The sequence below is a fragment of the Citrobacter sp. NCU1 genome, from assembly GCF_010231475.1.
In the GTDB taxonomy this organism is placed as follows: Bacteria; Pseudomonadota; Gammaproteobacteria; order Enterobacterales; family Enterobacteriaceae; genus Citrobacter_D.
In genome coordinates, this window is sequence record NZ_NRDO01000065.1 from 1 (window position 1) to 16572 (window position 16572).

At 53.7% G+C, this 16572-nt stretch carries 12 protein-coding genes and 1 other RNA gene; 6 read left to right on the plus strand and 7 right to left on the minus strand.

Translation table 11 applies throughout. The annotated features are described in order from the left end of the window. Window positions 1-70, plus strand: a non-coding RNA gene (locus CJP72_RS18600) — RtT sRNA; the annotation flags it as partial. A 285-nt stretch (window positions 71-355) separates the two neighbouring features. Here CJP72_RS18600 and narI read toward each other — a convergent pair. From narI to CJP72_RS18625, 5 genes are all read right to left on the minus strand, one after another. Then, complete coding sequence (gene narI, locus CJP72_RS18605; protein WP_162382821.1) at window positions 356-1033, minus strand: respiratory nitrate reductase subunit gamma; 678 nt, start codon at window positions 1031-1033, stop codon at window positions 356-358. Continuing rightward, window positions 1033-1743: a nitrate reductase molybdenum cofactor assembly chaperone gene (gene narJ / locus CJP72_RS18610; protein WP_162382822.1), complete on the minus strand. Its 711-nt coding sequence runs from the start codon at window positions 1741-1743 to the stop codon at window positions 1033-1035. Before narJ ends, narI begins: the two co-directional genes overlap by 1 nt. Next, window positions 1740-3275, minus strand: a complete 1536-nt coding sequence (gene narH, locus CJP72_RS18615) for a nitrate reductase subunit beta (protein ID WP_162382823.1) — start codon at window positions 3273-3275, stop codon at window positions 1740-1742. The genes narJ and narH overlap by 4 nt, the downstream gene beginning before the upstream one ends. Further along, window positions 3272-7015 (minus strand): nitrate reductase subunit alpha, encoded by a 3744-nt coding sequence (locus CJP72_RS18620; RefSeq protein ID WP_162382824.1) that lies wholly within the window; start codon window positions 7013-7015, stop codon window positions 3272-3274. Before CJP72_RS18620 ends, narH begins: the two co-directional genes overlap by 4 nt. Before the next feature lie 387 nt (window positions 7016-7402). Next, entirely contained in the window at window positions 7403-8794 is a 1392-nt protein-coding gene (locus CJP72_RS18625) for a NarK family nitrate/nitrite MFS transporter (RefSeq protein ID WP_162382825.1), read from the minus strand. A 353-nt stretch (window positions 8795-9147) separates the two neighbouring features. Here CJP72_RS18625 and narX point away from each other — a divergent pair, with 353 nt between their 5' ends. Together narX and narL are read left to right on the plus strand one after the other, a co-directional pair. Continuing rightward, window positions 9148-10944: a nitrate/nitrite two-component system sensor histidine kinase NarX gene (gene narX, locus CJP72_RS18630; protein ID WP_162382826.1), complete on the plus strand. Its 1797-nt coding sequence runs from the start codon at window positions 9148-9150 to the stop codon at window positions 10942-10944. Beyond that, the gene (gene narL, locus CJP72_RS18635) at window positions 10937-11587 is read left to right on the plus strand and encodes a two-component system response regulator NarL (RefSeq protein WP_079804583.1); all 651 of its coding nucleotides are present in this window, start codon (window positions 10937-10939) and stop codon (window positions 11585-11587) included. The genes narX and narL overlap by 8 nt, the downstream gene beginning before the upstream one ends. Here the strand turns inward: narL and CJP72_RS18640 are convergent, their stop codons facing one another. Beyond that, complete coding sequence (locus CJP72_RS18640) at window positions 11588-12994, minus strand: YchO/YchP family invasin (protein ID WP_162382827.1); 1407 nt, start codon at window positions 12992-12994, stop codon at window positions 11588-11590. A 213-nt stretch (window positions 12995-13207) separates the two neighbouring features. On the opposite strand from CJP72_RS18640, the gene CJP72_RS18645 reads away from it, so the two are divergent. Continuing rightward, window positions 13208-13561: a DsrE/DsrF/TusD sulfur relay family protein gene (locus tag CJP72_RS18645; protein WP_162382828.1), complete on the plus strand. Its 354-nt coding sequence runs from the start codon at window positions 13208-13210 to the stop codon at window positions 13559-13561. A 322-nt stretch (window positions 13562-13883) separates the two neighbouring features. Continuing rightward, window positions 13884-14129 carry a DUF1883 domain-containing protein gene (locus CJP72_RS18650; protein WP_162382829.1) on the plus strand — a complete coding sequence of 82 codons (246 nt, stop codon included), beginning with the start codon at window positions 13884-13886 and terminating at the stop codon, window positions 14127-14129. A gap of 30 nt (window positions 14130-14159) precedes the next feature. Here CJP72_RS18650 and CJP72_RS18655 read toward each other — a convergent pair whose 3' ends face one another. Next, window positions 14160-14855: a gamma-glutamylcyclotransferase gene (locus CJP72_RS18655; RefSeq protein ID WP_162382830.1), complete on the minus strand. Its 696-nt coding sequence runs from the start codon at window positions 14853-14855 to the stop codon at window positions 14160-14162. 516 nt (window positions 14856-15371) lie between these two features. On the opposite strand from CJP72_RS18655, the gene chaA reads away from it, so the two are divergent. Continuing rightward, the gene (gene chaA / locus CJP72_RS18660; protein WP_162382831.1) at window positions 15372-16472 is read left to right on the plus strand and encodes a sodium-potassium/proton antiporter ChaA; all 1101 of its coding nucleotides are present in this window, start codon (window positions 15372-15374) and stop codon (window positions 16470-16472) included. Window positions 16473-16572: the final 100 nt, after the last annotated feature.

The window sequence follows — 16572 nt, forward strand, 5'->3', positions numbered from 1 at the left end:
AAAGCGTTGCCGCAGGCAACGACCCGAAGGGCGAGGCGCAACGCGCCGAGTCATCCTTCCCCCACCACCATTACTTCCTGAAAGCTTCCTGGTCCCCAACAAATTTTTGAATTTCATATTCTACCCATGCGGGAAGGACGAGAATCTTCGACCGAGGTTCGATTCGAGCGCAGCGAGAAAGCGTTGCCGCAGGCAACATCGCCTTTGCCCAGTGGCACTTCGTTTACCGGGCCTACAAGAGCGCCATCATGTAGGTCGGATAAGCGTAGCGCCATCCGACAATTCAAATCAATTCAGGTAGCCCCCCATAAAAAAACCCCGCCGAAGCAGGGTTTAACCTTACGCTACTTACCGATCAGCGGCGTGCGCGCACCACCTGATATTTGCGCGTCAGATATTCAACCGGCGCACTCCAGATGTGTACCAGACGGGAGAACGGAAATAACAGAAACAGCGTCATCCCCAGCACCAGGTGCAGGCGGAAAATGAACGCCACGCCGTCCAGATGCGCTGACGCCCCCCCGTGGAAGGTCACCACAGACTGCGCCCAGCCGACCAGTTTCATCATCTCGCTACCGTCCATATGCTGCGCGGAAAACGGGATGGTCAACAGCCCCAACGCACACTGAATCACCAGCAGAGAGAGGATCAAAATATCTGCACCCGTAGTGGTAGCACGTACGCGTGGGCTGAACAGACGACGTTTGAGCAACAGCACACCGCCGACCAGCGTCATCACACCGCAGGCGCCACCCGCAATCATCGCCATCTTCTGCTTCACCTCAATCGGCAGGAAGGCTTCATACATCCAGTGCGGCGTCAGCATGCCAAGGAAATGCCCCACAAAAATGCCCAGGATCCCGAAGTGAAACAGGTTCGACGCCATATTCATCCCTTTACGATCCAGCATTTGGCTGGAGGCGGCGCGCCAGGTGTACTGACCGTAGTCATACCGCAGCCAACTGCCAATCAGGAAAACCGAACCCGCAATGTACGGGTAGATATCAAAGAAGAACATATTCAGGAAGTGCATTAGTGCTGTCCTCCGGTAGTGATATTCAGATATTGCGGCGCCACGGCACCGGCAAAACGACGCTGGTGAGCGGAGATTTCAGATTCGCCGCAGCCCTTATCGGCAAAGAACTTCACCTGTTCTTCTTCCCAGACCGCATCCAGCGCTTGTGGAGTATCATCGCGCACTTCATCGGCAATTTTTTCTGCCACTTTGTCGCTGTCGATTGTCATATTTGCCAGCTTCAGCAGCAGATCGAACAACACCGCATAACGACTTTCGCGCTGTTGCAGGCGCGCACTGAGTAACGCCAGAATCGGCGCAATATCTTGCAACCCACCCAACGCTTCGTGCTTCGGCAACTGTGCCAAATACTCCAGATACAGCGGCAGATGGTCCGGTAACTCGCGACTGTCGAGCAACAGGCCGTGCTGCTCATATTGGTTCAGCAGATCAACCATCGCCTGACCACGATCGCGGGATTCACCGTGCACATGTTCAAACAACAACAGAGACGTTGCCCGACCACGGTCGAACAGCTCGCTGTAGCTTGCCTGGACATCCAGCATATCCTGGGCGGTGATATCTCGCAGGAAGACGCCCAGCGCCTGGGCATCCTCTTTTTCCAGGTTCTCAGATGAGGCGAGTGCATCGAAAAGTTCCTGCTGATGCTGCCAGAGGGCAGCATCCGGGTACTCGAGCAGACGCGAAACAATGATCAGCTCAATCATGAGTGCGGCTCCGTTTTGCGGGTCACATCGACAGCATCGATGCGGCGGCTGTTGAACAAATTCAGTTTGGTGTCGGAACCGTGGCAACCGTCGCCGAAGGTAAAGCCACAACCGCTTTTCTCCGGGAACGCATCACGCGCCAGCTCACGATGACTGCTCGGCACCACAAAACGATCTTCATAGTTGGCTATCGCCAGATAACGGTACATTTCCTGGGCTTGCGCTTCACTTAAGCCCACCTCTTCCAGCGCGCGGGTGTCCACTTTGCCGTCAACGGTTTCCGCACGTTTATAGTGACGCATCGCCAGCATTCTCTTCAGCGCCAACAGCACTGGCTGGGTATCGCCTGCGGTCAGCAGGTTCGCCAGGTACTGAACCGGAATACGCAGGCTGTCCACATCCGGCAGAATGCCGTTACTGCCCAGTTCACCGGCATCTGCCGCAGACTGAATCGGTGACAACGGCGGCACATACCAGACCATCGGTAGCGTGCGGTATTCCGGATGCAGCGGCAGCGCCAGCTTCCAGTCCATCGCCATTTTGTAGACAGGCGACTGCTGCGCTGCGTCAATCACGCTCAGCGGAATACCGTCTTTCAGAGCCTGTTCGATGACTACCGGATCGTTCGGGTCGAGGAACACCTCTAGTTGACGCTGGTACAGATCTTTCTCGTTCTCGGTGCTGGCAGCGCTTTCGATGGCGTCCGCGTCATACAAAAGCACGCCGAGATAACGGATACGGCCAACGCAGGTTTCAGAACAGACGGTCGGCTGACCCGCTTCGATACGCGGATAGCAGAAAATGCACTTCTCGGACTTACCGCTCTTCCAGTTGAAGTAGATCTTTTTATACGGACAACCGGTAATGCACATACGCCAGCCACGGCACTTGTCCTGATCAATCAGTACGATGCCGTCTTCTTCACGCTTATAGATAGCACCGCTCGGGCAGGTCGCCACGCACGCCGGATTAAGGCAGTGCTCACACAGACGCGGCAGGTACATCATGAAGGTGTTTTCGAACTGGCCGTACATCGCACTCTGCATGTTTTCGAAGTTCTGGTCTTTGGCGCGTTTTTCAAACTCGCCCCCCAGGATTTCTTCCCAGTTTGGCCCGCTGGTGATCTTATCCATTCGCTGACCGGTGATCAGCGAACGCGGACGGGCAATCGGCTGGTGTTTGCTTTCCGGCGCGGTATGCAGGTTCTGGTAGTCGTAGTCAAACGGCTCGTAGTAATCATCAATACCCGGCAGATGCGGGTTGGCAAAGATTTTACCGAGCAGCATCGCACGGTTACCCATGCGCGGTTGCAGCTTGCCATTGATTTTACGGATCCAGCCGCCCTTCCATTTTTCCTGATTTTCCCAGTCATTTGGGAAACCGACGCCAGGCTTACTTTCGACGTTGTTGAACCAGGCGTACTCCATGCCCTCGCGACTGGTCCAAACGTTTTTACAGGTCACTGAACAGGTGTGGCAGCCGATGCACTTATCGAGATTCAGCACCATGCCGACTTGTGAACGAATTTTCATTTTACGCTCTCCTGTACCTGGTCATTGCCTTCGCCATCCAGCCAGTTAATGTTCTTCATCTTACGAACCACCACAAACTCATCGCGGTTTGAGCCTACCGTGCCGTAGTAGTTAAAGCCGTAGGCCAGTTGCGCATAGCCGCCAATCATGTGGGTTGGTTTCGGCGTAATACGGGTGACCGAGTTATGGATCCCGCCGCGCTGTTGGGTGATTTCGGACCCCGGCAGGTTCACAATGCGTTCCTGCGCGTGATACATCATGGTCATCCCGGCTGGCACTCGCTGGCTCACCACGGCACGCGCGGTCAACGCGCCATTGCTGTTAAAGACTTCGATCCAGTCGTTATCTTCAATCCCCAGTTCTTTGGCGTCGGTTTCGCTCATCCAGACAATCGGGCCACCACGCGAGAGCGTCAGCATCAGCAGGTTATCGCTGTAGGTGGAGTGAATGCCCCACTTCTGGTGTGGCGTCAGGAAGTTCAGCGCTTTTTCCGGATTGCCATTGGATTTCTCGCCCATCACCTCTTTCACCGAACGGGTGTCAATCGGTGGACGGTACACCAGCAGGCTTTCACCGAAATCACGCATCCACTGGTGATCCTGATACAACTGCTGACGACCAGACAGCGTACGCCACGGGATCAGCTCATGAACGTTGGTATAGCCAGCGTTGTAAGAGACGTGTTCGTCTTCAAGTCCTGACCACGTCGGGCTGGAGATGATCTTACGCGGCTGGGCCTGAATATCGCGGAAGCGGATTTTTTCCTCTTCTTTATTGCTCGCCAGGTGCGTGTGGTCGCGACCGGTAAACTCGCTGAGCGCCACCCAGGCTTTCACGGCCACATGACCATTGGTTTCGGGTGCCAGCGTCAGGATCATCTCTGCCGCATCAATCGCCGTGTTGAGCATTGGCTGGCCTTTTGCCGGGCCGTCTGCTTTGGTGTAATTGAGCTTACGCAGCAGATCCATCTCGCTCTGGGTATTCCAGGCAATCCCTTTACCGCCGTTACCGATTTTTTCCATCAACGGACCGATAGAGGTGAAACGCTCGTACGTTGCCGGATAGTCCCGCTCAACGGTCATGATGTGCGGCGCGGTTTTACCAGGGATCAGATCACATTCGCCTTTCTTCCAGTCCTTCACGTCCAGCGGCTGCGCCAGTTCGGCGGCTGAGTCATGCTGAATGGGCAGCGTCACGACGTCGGTTTCTTTACCTAAATGACCAACGCACACTTCTGAGAATTTCTTCGCGATAGCTTTGTAGATGTCCCAGTCGCTTTTTGATTCCCAGGCCGGGTCAACGGCGGCAGACAGCGGATGAATAAACGGATGCATATCCGAGGTATTCATGTCGTCTTTTTCATACCAGGTGGCGGTCGGCAGCACGATGTCGGAATAGAGACAGGTGCTTGAAAGACGGAAGTCCAGCGTCACCACCAAATCCAGTTTGCCGTCGAGACCGTTATCGTGCCATTCCACCTCTTCAGGTTTTACACCGCCCTGCTGGCCGAGATCTTTCCCCTGAATACCGTGTTCGGTGCCCAGCAGATACTTGAGCATGTACTCGTGGCCCTTACCGGAAGACCCGAGCAGGTTAGAACGCCAGATGAACAGGTTGCGTGGATGGTTTTTGCCGTTTTCCGGCTGTTCGGCGGCAAAACGTATCGAACCGTCTTTGAGGGATTTCACGGTGTAATCCACCGGCGTCATGCCCGCTTTTTCAGCTTCACGCGCAATGTACAGCGGGTTAGTTCCCAACTGTGGCGCAGACGGCAACCAGCCCATTCGTTCAGCCCGAACGTTAAAATCAATCAGATGACCGCTGTAGCGGGATTTGTCCGCCATCGGCGACAGCAACTCCTGGGCAGTAACTGTCTCATAACGCCACTGGCTGGAGTGGTTATAGAAGTAAGACGTGCTGTTCATATGACGCGGCGGACGCTGCCAGTCGAGGGCAAATGCCAGCGGCTGCCAGCCGGTCTGCGGACGCAGTTTTTCCTGACCAACATAGTGCGCCCATCCGCCGCCGCTCTGGCCGATACAGCCACAGAACACCAGCATGTTGATAAGCCCGCGATAGTTCATATCGAGGTGATACCAGTGGTTCAGACCGGCACCAACGATAATCATCGAACGGCCATGTGTTTTGTCGGCGTTGTCGGCAAACTCACGGGCGATACGGGTGATCTGCGCGCGAGGCACGCCGGTTATCTGTTCTGCCCACGCGGGGGTGTACGCTTTGATATCATCGTAGCTGGTCGCGCAGTTTTCGTCGTTCAGACCGCGTTCCAGACCGTAGTTGGCCATCGTCAGGTCATATACGGTAGTGACCAGCACGCGGGTGCCATCCGCCAGTTGCAGACGTTTTGCCGGCAGTTTGTGCAGCAGCACGTTGTCCAGTTTCACCTGATTGAAGTGTTCGGTGCCTTCGCCGCCAAAATACGGGAAGCCCACTTCTGCGATCTCGTCCTGACTGCCCAGCAGACTCAGTTGCAGCTCAGTCTCAGCACCGGTAGTCCCGTCGCGCTGTTCGAGGTTCCATTTCCCTTTTTCGCCCCAGCGAAAACCGATAGAGCCGTTCGGTGCCACTATGTCGCCGTTACTGTTGATAGCGACGGTTTTCCATTCCGGGTTATTTTCCTGACCGAGAGAATCCACCAGATCGGCGGCGCGCAGCATACGACCCGCAGCATAATAACCGTCGCGTTCTTCCAGCATCACCAGCATGGGCATATCGGTGTAGCGGCGAACGTAATCCGTGAAGTACTGGCTTGGGTTGTCGAGGTGGAATTCGCGCAGCATCACGTGGCCCATAGCCAGCGCCATTGCCGCATCGGTCCCCTGCTTCGGCTCCAGCCACAGATCGCACAGTTTAGCGATCTCGGCGTAATCCGGCGTTACCGCAACGGTTTTCGTCCCTTTGTAACGCACTTCGGTGAAGAAGTGGGCGTCCGGGGTACGGGTTTGCGGAACGTTAGAGCCCCAGGCGATGATGTAGCTGGAGTTGTACCAGTCAGCTGATTCCGGTACGTCTGTCTGTTCGCCCCAGGTCTGTGGAGACGCGGGCGGCAGATCGCAGTACCAGTCGTAGAAGCTCAGGCAGGTGCCACCAATCAGGGAGAGATAACGTGCGCCAGAGGCATAAGAGACCATCGACATCGCCGGGATTGGCGAGAAGCCTGCCACGCGATCCGGACCGTAGGTTTTCACGGTATAGACGTTGGATGCCGCAATCAGCTCATTCACTTCCTGCCAGGAGGAGCGGACAAATCCGCCGCGACCACGCGCTTGTTTGAAGCTTTTGGCTTTATCGGCGTCTTCGATGATCGAGGCCCATGCGTCAACCGGATCGCGGTGCAGTTTCTTCGCTTCACGCCACATCTTCATCAGGCGTTTACGCATCAGCGGGTATTTGAGACGGTTAGCGCTGTAGAGATACCAGGAATAGCTCGCACCACGCGGGCAGCCGCGCGGTTCGTGGTTTGGCATATCCGGACGGGTGCGCGGGTAGTCGGTTTGCTGGGTTTCCCAGGTGACCAGACCATTTTTGACATAAATTTTCCAGCTGCATGAGCCGGTGCAGTTTACCCCGTGGGTTGAACGCACCACTTTGTCATGCTGCCAGCGGCTTCTGTATCCATCCTCCCAATCCCGGTTGGTTTCGAGAAGCTGGCCGTGCCCATCGGCAAAGGTGTCGCCCTTCTGTTTGAAGTAGCGAAACCGGTCCAGGAATTTACTCATCGGTTCTCTCCTGTAGGAGCCTGACGGCTCTCTGATAAATCGACATTGCGTTGAGAGCGAAGTTAACGCTCTGAAAGGGCGTCAGAATTGATAACGATCAAGGCCGACGGGGTTGAAAATCAGAGTGAAATCAATGACTACCCCCAAAGGGGGATAACAAAATTAAGCGTAACAATGTGAAATTAAAGAAAAATATTGAATCCCAACGCGCGTTGCAGGCACATTTCTTTACCGCTGGGTATTAAGGGGTATCCCCCTGGAAGACACCGCCCGTGATAAAGCCACAGATCTGCTTCCATTGTTCAAACATAAAAGTATGTTGTAACTAATTAAGGGCCAAAAAAAGCGCGGTCTAACGCCGCGCAATGGATAATCAACACCGATTTTTTATTTTTTAGAATGACGACCGTATACCACCCAGGTGATGACCACGCAGGCGATATAGAAAATGAGGAACACTTTCATCGCGCCGACGGGCGTGCCGGTGAGCGCCAGTGAAGTACCAAATGCTTTCGGGATAAAGAAGCCGCCAATGGCGCCAATCGCCGAGATAAAACCCAGCGCAGCCGCAGTGTCAGTCGCCGCTTCGCGCATCGCTTTTTCTTCAGAACCGCCTTCAGCTTTAACCCTGTCCATCGTCAGTTTGCGGAAGATAACGGAGATCATCTGGAAAGTTGACCCGCTCCCAAGCCCGGCCGTCATAAACAGCGCGAGGAACACCACAAAGAAGGCAATAAAGCTACCGCCGGTGCCGTTCGTCGGTAAAGTCAGGAACAGCAAACCGCTGAAAATCGCCATCAGCACGAAGTTCACCAGCGTGACACGAGTACCGCCTAAACGGTCAGAGATCGCCCCGCCAGCCGAACGGGCCAGTGCGCCAATAAACGGACCGAAGAACGCATAATGCAGGATCTGCACGTCCGGGAATTGCGTTTTCGACAGCATGGCAAACCCGGCGGAAAAGCCGATAAATGAACCGAAGGTCGCCAGATACAGCAGACTCATAATCCACAAATGACCGCGTTTGAGGACCGGCAACTGCGCTTTAAGGGAGGCTTTCGAGGTCGCCAGTTCATTCATGCCAAACCAGGCGGCAAGAGTGAAAATGGCGAGGAACGGCACCCAAACCCACGCAGCATTCGCCAGATACAGCTCAGAGCCGTCCGGCTGTTCCACGCCGTGGCTGCCAAACACGGCAAAAATAGACAGGGAAACCACCAGCGGTGCCACCAGTTGCATCACACTGACGCCCATATTCCCCAGCCCACCGTTCAACCCCAGCGCGCCGCCCTGCTTTTGCTTTGGAAAGAAGAAGCTGATATTGGCCATACTGGAGGCGAAGTTTGCCCCGGCAAAACCACACAGCAGCGAAATCACAATGAACGTACTAAACGGTGTGGAGGTATCCTGTACCGCAAAGCCTAACCACACACAGGGGATTATCAGGATCCCGGTGCTGAACGCCGTCCAACGGCGACCGCCAAAGAGCGGAACCATAAAGGAGTAAGGCACGCGGAGTAATGCACCCGAAACGGAGGGTAATGCCGTTAACATAAAGAGCTGATCGGTGGTGAAGTTAAAGCCCACCTTCGGCAAATTTACGGCAACAGCACTGAACAACATCCATACACAAAACGCCAACAGCAGACAGGGAACGGAAATCCACAGGTTTCGACTGGCGATTCCCTGACCACGCTGTTCCCAAAATACCGGATCTTCCGGTCGCCATTCGGTAATGACTGCGCCTGATGCCCCTTCCGGGGCGGATGAGTGACTCATAGACACCTCTGATACTCAATTCGATGTCTGCCACATTAGGGTTTACAGCCAAGGGTAAGTTGATATAAATCAAAGGAAAATGCAGCATTATTGCCGCCGAAAAATCATCATTACTCTAAGTGAGTAGGCTTATTCGGTAAAAAAGATGTGGTTTTTCACGGCGCTGTCTGGTCATGTTCCTAACCTACCAATCCCCACCCCTCCCACGGCAATTAAGAGGTAACTCGTTGTGGGTATGGGTATACTCCAGGGGATAGCCGAGAATAACGCCACTGCCGCTGTATCCCGGCAATATCATCATTCATCAAGGCTTTCCACAGACAGGAAGCGAAAGTCTGAAGGACGCAGTCACCATGTTTAAACGTTGTCTCTCCCCGCTCACGCTGGTTAACCAGGTAGCGCTCATCGTCATGCTCTCCACCGCCATTGGCCTCGCCGGTATGGCGGTCTCTGGCTGGCTGGTTCAGGGGGTGCAAGGCAGTGCTCACGCCATCAACAAAGCCGGGTCGCTACGTATGCAGAGTTATCGCCTGCTGGCGGCGGTGCCGCTGGATGCCCGCGACCAAAAATGGCTTGATGAAATGGACAAAACGGCGTTCAGCCCGGAGTTAACCCGCGCGGCAGAACGCGATGGACAACAGGAACACCTCAAAGCGCTACAGAATTACTGGCACGATGAACTGTCGCCGGGATTACAAAAAGCGCAAAACGCACAGGCCGTCGCAGAGGATGTCAGCCGCTTCGTCACCGGGTTGGATCAGTTGGTGACGGCCTTCGACCATACCACTGAAATGCGTATTGAGCGCGTGGTCATGGTGCACCGGGTGATGGCGGTGTTGATGGCGCTGCTGCTGGTCTTCACGATTCTCTGGCTGCGCGCCCGTCTGCTTCAGCCGTGGAAACAGTTATTGTCGATGGCGCGCGCCGTCAGTCAGCGCGATTTTACCCAGCGCGCCCATATTAGCGGTCGTAACGAAATGGCCGCGCTGGGAAGTGCGCTCAACAATATGTCCGAAGAGTTGGCAGAAAGTTATGCGGTGCTGGAGCAGCGAGTCCAGGAGAAAACAGCCGGTCTGGAGCATAAAAACCAGATCCTCTCTTTCCTTTGGCAGGCTAACCGCCGTCTGCATTCACAGGCGCCACTGTGTGAACGTCTGTCGCCTGTCCTCAATGGCCTGCAGAATTTAACGCTATTGCACGATATTGAGCTTCGCGTCTATGACCTTGAAGATGAAGACAATCATCAGGAGTTCACCTGCCAGTCTGATATCAGTTGCGACGATAAAGGCTGTCATCTCTGCCCTCGCGGTATCCTTCCGGACATTGAAGGCGGAACGCCTCTAAAATGGCGACTGACCGATGCCCATACTCAGTATGGTATTCTGCTGGCCACATTGCCGCAGGGTCGCCATTTGAGTCACGACCAGCAGCAACTGGTCGACACGCTGGTTGAGCAACTCACCGCCACACTGGCGCTGGACAGACACCAGGAGCGCCAGCAGCAACTGATTGTCATGGAGGAGCGTGCCACCATTGCCCGTGAATTGCATGATTCGATTGCACAATCGCTCTCCTGCATGAAAATGCAGATCAGTTGTCTGCAAATGCAAGGGGACGCATTGCCAGAAAACAGCCGCGAACTGCTGAGTCAGATCCGCAATGAACTGAATGCCTCGTGGGCGCAGTTACGTGAGCTGTTAACCACTTTCCGTTTACAACTGACAGAGCCAGGTCTTCGACCCGCGCTGGAGTCCAGTTGCCAGGAATACAGCGCCCGGTTTGGCTTTACGGTTAAGCTTGATTACCAGTTGCCGCCCCGGCTGGTGCCTTCGCATCAGGCCATTCACCTGTTGCAGATTGCTCGCGAAGCGCTCAGTAACGCCCTCAAACATTCCCACGCGGATGAGGTGGCCGTGACCGTCGAACAGAAGGGAAATCAGGTTAAACTGACTGTCCAGGATAATGGCTGCGGCGTACCGGAAAATGCAGAACGCAGTAATCACTATGGCATGATTATTATGCGCGATCGTGCCCAAAGTTTGCGCGGCGATTGTCGTGTACGCCGCCGTGAGACTGGCGGTACAGAAGTTTCCGTCATTTTTATTCCCGAAACACACGTCAAAGACGTTCAAGGAGATACCCATGAATAATCAGGAACCCGCAACGATTCTACTGATCGACGATCATCCGATGCTGCGTACCGGTGTAAAGCAGCTTGTCAGTATGGCACCCGATATTAGCGTGGTCGGTGAAGCCAGCAACGGCGAACAGGGTATCGAACTGGCTGAATCCCTTGATCCTGATCTGATCCTGCTCGACCTGAATATGCCCGGAATGAACGGGCTGGAGACGCTCGACAAACTGCGTGAAAAAGCGCTTTCCGGGCGGATCGTGGTGTTTAGTGTTTCCAACCATGAAGAAGATGTCGTGACGGCACTCAAACGCGGCGCGGACGGTTATCTGCTAAAAGACATGGAGCCGGAAGATCTGTTAAAAGCCCTGCAACAAGCGGCGGCCGGTGAAATGGTGCTGAGCGAAGCACTCACCCCCGTGCTGGCAGCCAGCCTGCGCGCCAATCGCGCAACGTCCGATCGTGACGTCACCCAGTTGACGCCGCGGGAACGCGATATTCTGAAACTGATCGCGCAAGGTTTGCCAAATAAGATGATTGCCCGTCGCCTCGACATTACCGAAAGTACGGTAAAAGTGCATGTGAAGCATATGTTGAAGAAAATGAAACTGAAATCACGCGTGGAAGCCGCTGTATGGGTGCATCAGGAGCGTATTTTCTGATTACTCCTGCGGGAACAGTTGCCAGCGAGGGTCATTCTCCGACATTGCCATAAACGGCTCCGTCAGGGATAGCGTTATCTCATTGGAAGAGACGCGCTGGCCTTGCTCGTCCTCAATGACCACCGACAACCGCCAGCGGTTTGTCGCCCCTTCACCACTGTCCCAGGCGGGCATAATGATGGTCCAGCCCTCTATGCTGTCGGCATTGGCACCCGCCGTCAGACTCAGCGCATGTGTGTCGCCCTGCCACGTTACATTTCGGATCCCGTGCAGGCTGCGCACCTGCAGCTTGAGCGGCACCGTTTCCCCCGACTGAAGATCCCAGGGCGGTGTCGCCAGAAACACGGTCAACGTTTTGCGCTGTCGGTACTCCATCGTCGGCAGGTTGTTACGCTGCGGCGTATCATAACGGCTTCCACGCAGAGATTTACTCTCTGCCACTTCACTGGCCGCCAGCTGTTTTTTGAGTGGTACGCCAAAGCGATAGTTGAGGTTCAGCCCAAGATTATTTTGGCTCACCCCGCTTTCGCCCTGTTTATGCTGGGCCGTCACGGTCACCAACGGCACAGGCGTGTAATTTAATCCCAGTTTTACCGCCAGCGGATTATGCAAGCCTGTACCGGAATCGAAGAGATCCACACTGTCGCCAAAATATTGTTCAACGCTCACGCTGGTGTTGAGATACTGGTAAAAAGGCATGCGCATTTGCGCCGTAATGTCGTATCCCGGCGCCATCCGCTGTTCTACTGTCGGGGTATGTTCACGCCAGGACGCAAAGGGCTGATAGTAGTTGGCAGAAAGCCGCAAATTTTCTCCCCACGCTTCAGCCCCGACGCCGGCACGCTGCAAATTCTCATCCAACAAATTGTCGTAAAAGGTGTTGTACCCCAGTAGCCAGCCGTCGTGCGCCCAGCGTTGTCCGATACCGACATTGCTGACCAGCCCATCATCCTGCTGGGTGAAGCCCAGTTGACTCCAGGTGAGATAACGCGCGTTATCCTGCCAGGGGATAAACCAACTGCCGCGACTGCCGTTGAGTTTCCCTTCGTTGTCTATTTGCAGATCCACACTGGCATTGCCCCACGGCGAAAGCCAGGTTTCCAGTTGATGATTCACCTCTTCGCTGACCACATCGCGTACCTGGCCGAGCGCAAACTGGCGCGCCTGCTCGCCGGTGTCCAGACCGTTATCCGTCATGCTCGCCTCGCCGAACGCTTTTACCATCTCAGCCAGGTGTTTTTCGCCGTCACGGGACTCTGGCGCCATGCCTAAATCAGGCAGGCCATCATGATTGTTGTCAAACGGGTTTTCCGCCTGCTGGATATACGAAGACTGGGCGCTGGCGGTACCGCCTGCCAGCAGCAAGAGTATCGGGAGAGGGAGTAAACGAAAAACAATACGGCTCAAATCGTCAGCGGCTTCTTACATCAGTGAATTCAGACGTCACAATGTTAAAAGATACCTGCTCAACGCCCATTTTGCAGCTTTTTCTCACGCTTTCAGGAATATCCTTACGCGTTGCCAGGTACGCAATTCCCCCAGACTTTCATTGGTAATGCTCCGCTCGCGCGGTAACATACCCGCCAGAAAATTAAGTCATCCCGCAGAACAGGAGTCAAAATGCAAAAGATAGTGATCGTCGCCAACGGCGCAGCTTACGGCAGTGAGTCGTTATTCAATAGTTTGCGTCTGGCCATCGCACTACGTGAACAGACAAGCGATCTGGATCTGCGTCTGTTTCTGATGTCCGATGCGGTGACCGCGGGCTTGCGCGGGCAAAAACCAGCCGAAGGCTACAATATTCAGCAAATGCTGGAAATCCTGACCGCCCAGAACGTACCGGTGAAATTATGTAAGACCTGTACTGACGGTCGTGGGATCACCGCCCTGCCACTCATTGATGGCGTGGAGGTCGGTACGCTTGTCGAACTGGCGCAGTGGACGCTGGCGGCCGACAAAGTGCTCACCTTCTGAGGCTCGTCACTGAAATTACCGGCTTATACCAGCCTTTTTCATTGTCCGAACTTGCCTGCCAGAGGGCGTCGACAGGCAAGCTCGCTGAAAATATAATTCATTTTCGAATTTAATATTATACAGATATATATTCACCAAAAGTTACCACTCCCCTGAAACGATTCTGAGAGATTTTGTCAGCTTTGTTGAATCGTCATGCCATTTTTTGATCAAAATCAGCATCCGCAACCCGCCCCTTTGGTGTTATTCCATGGGTGAAATGTGAACAACATCACGCAGTTCTTCCGCAAGGAAGTCAGTTGATTTCAGGACGGGGTGAATAATGGCATTAGTGAAAGCAAGTTTGAAATTGTTTGGCGGGGATACCGTGGTTGTGCGCTGTTCCGAGCGCTGCCACATCCATTTAATGAGTAATAGCACACACGTCAAAGACACGCAGACCGATATTTTAAGCGTGCAGGATCGTGACAACGCCTGGCTGACCGTACCGTACACAGGTGTCTGGAATGTACTGATCGACGGCCACAGTCAATCGCTGGAGCATTCGATCAGTTATATTGCAGCCTGATAGGCTGGCCCCTGATGTCAGGGGCCAGGTTTAGGCAAAACCGGGTCTGAGCACGCCTTCCGATGGCGTCTCTCCCAGCAATGCTTTGACATTCGCCACCAGTTCGTCCAGACAATCATCCTGCATACCCAACTGAACAAGCGCCTGTTCCAGGGAGAACAGATACTGCGCATTGCTGCCTAAGGGGCCGCTGGCGCGGGCAATCAATGGCGCAATGATTTGCGCCCGGGTATCGGACTCAAACAACGGATGGCGAGGGTCCATAATAAAGACCAGCGCATTTACCCTCCGACCATCATCAAGCGCTAACTGACACCACGTCGGCAGATAGCACCCGGTGATCATCTCTCGCTTCCACAACAGCGTTAGCTCCTGTTCAAGCGTGTCGTCAGGCAGTCGGTAGGCAACGCCTGTCGTGCGACCACCTTCTTTCAGCGCCAGCATGCGGCCAGGCCGACACGCCGTACCGCGCCCCGCCGTCAGACGAAGACAAAAGGCCCGATGCCAGCCGACTAAGGTGCCGGTACAGGACTCATCAAATTCTAACGCCGGATTCCACATCAATGATCCATAACCAAAGATCCACACCGGTCCATCATCGGGTCTACAGGCAAGGGTGGCCGCCAGGGATGCCGCCCGTTGTTCTGCTGACCAGAGTAGTGATTCTTCAATAACACCAAATGCCGTCTTACAGTCGGCATTTAATAAAAAATCACGCGTTAACACCTTACACCTCCGCCACTGCACACTTCCCTGCGACACTTTTTTGACGCCTTCCGGGCATTTTTGCTATTCATTCTGAAACTGATAACAGGACAATAGGCAATTCACGGACCGCATGCAACACAACCCTTCCTGCGGCGCACCAATTGCTCATCGTGCGTATCGCTGGAATCACTCACTCTCTGGAAACGATACGCTTCGGTTTTTATCCTCAACGGATATCGTTTCATTTTTCATACTCTTTTCTCACCCCCACTTCCGTCTTTCCGGGAGTGAAGAGAAGTAAAGCGCATCGCGTTTATTACGCTGCTACGCTTATTTTCTGTTTTATCTAAAAACAAATCTGCTGTTATTTAAATACTCTATAAACAAGATAGATGTTTTTATTCACTTTTCCTGGAATATGCCGCCATGCAGTAAAATTTCGTAAAACCACTCTGGTCAGGCTGCAACTTCTGTTACTTTTACAATCTTTGTTACATTTATAATTAAAAGCACCTGCACAGTTGGAGAATCATAATGACGCATGCGCATGAGGCGGTGAAAACCCGCCACAAGGAGACTTCGCTTATTTTCCCGGTTGTTGCCCTGGTGGTACTGTTCCTGTGGGGAGGCAGTCAGTCACTACCAGCGGTCATCGGAATTAATATTCTTGCCCTTATTGGTATTTTAAGCAGCGCGTTCAGCGTTGTCCGTCACGCGGATGTATTAGCCCATCGACTCGGCGAACCCTATGGCTCACTGATTTTAAGCCTTTCAGTGGTCATTCTTGAAGTCAGTTTAATTTCTGCCCTGATGGCAACCGGCGATGCTGCGCCAACACTAATGCGCGACACACTATATTCGATCATTATGATCGTGACGGGTGGCCTGGTTGGTTTTTCTTTGCTGTTAGGCGGCCGTAAATTCGCGACACAATATGTGAATTTATTTGGTATTAAGCAATATCTTATTGCTCTGTTTCCGCTGGCTATTATCGTGCTGGTTTTTCCAATGGCGCTGCCAGGTGCGAATTTCTCCACCGGTCAGGCACTGTTGGTTGCCGTCATTTCCGCCGCGATGTATGGCGTATTTTTACTGATTCAAACCAGAACGCACCAAAGTCTTTTCGTCTACGAGCATGAAGATGATAGCGACGACGATGACCCGCATCACGGCAAACCTTCAGCGCACAGCAATATGTGGCACGCCATTTGGTTGATCGTGCATCTGATTGCCGTTATTGCCGTGACCAAAATGAACGCCAATTCGCTGGAAATGTTATTGACTGAAATGAATGCCCCGGTGGCATTTACCGGTTTCCTGGTGGCGTTGCTTATTCTTTCCCCTGAGGGATTGGGGGCGTTGAAAGCGGTATTGAGTAACCAGGTACAGCGCGCCATGAACCTGTTCTTTGGTTCTGTGCTGGCGACCATTTCCCTGACCGTGCCGGTCGTCACGCTGATTGCATGGGCAACAGGCAACGAGCTGGTCTTTGGGTTAGGCGCACCAGAAATGATTGTGATGGTGACATCGTTAGTCCTTTGCCACATTTCATTTTCAACGGGGCGCACCAACGTTTTAAACGGCGCTGCCCATTTGGCACTGTTTGCCGCCTATTTGATGACCATATTTGCCTGACTCATCAAATATAAAAAAACCCGCAGCGCGCTGAGGGATCCCCAGTAATGGGCGGGTAAAAAAAGACAGGCATAGAGTTTTGTGATCTACTGATTTGTGC

What these genes read in the sequence shown, in the direction of transcription:
- narJ (WP_162382822.1), bottom strand. Translation starts at nt 1,743, where the DNA reads ATGATTGAGCTGATCATTGTTTCGCGTCTGCTCGAGTACCCGGATGCT.
- narI (WP_162382821.1), bottom strand. Translation starts at nt 1,033, where the DNA reads ATGCACTTCCTGAATATGTTCTTCTTTGATATCTACCCGTACATTGCG.
- narH (WP_162382823.1), bottom strand. Translation starts at nt 3,275, where the DNA reads ATGAAAATTCGTTCACAAGTCGGCATGGTGCTGAATCTCGATAAGTGC.
- CJP72_RS18625 (WP_162382825.1), bottom strand. Translation starts at nt 8,794, where the DNA reads ATGAGTCACTCATCCGCCCCGGAAGGGGCATCAGGCGCAGTCATTACC.
- narL (WP_079804583.1), top strand. Translation starts at nt 10,937, where the DNA reads ATGAATAATCAGGAACCCGCAACGATTCTACTGATCGACGATCATCCG.
- CJP72_RS18645 (WP_162382828.1), top strand. Translation starts at nt 13,208, where the DNA reads ATGCAAAAGATAGTGATCGTCGCCAACGGCGCAGCTTACGGCAGTGAG.
- narX (WP_162382826.1), top strand. Translation starts at nt 9,148, where the DNA reads ATGTTTAAACGTTGTCTCTCCCCGCTCACGCTGGTTAACCAGGTAGCG.
- CJP72_RS18650 (WP_162382829.1), top strand. Translation starts at nt 13,884, where the DNA reads ATGGCATTAGTGAAAGCAAGTTTGAAATTGTTTGGCGGGGATACCGTG.
- CJP72_RS18620 (WP_162382824.1), bottom strand. Translation starts at nt 7,015, where the DNA reads ATGAGTAAATTCCTGGACCGGTTTCGCTACTTCAAACAGAAGGGCGAC.
- chaA (WP_162382831.1), top strand. Translation starts at nt 15,372, where the DNA reads ATGACGCATGCGCATGAGGCGGTGAAAACCCGCCACAAGGAGACTTCG.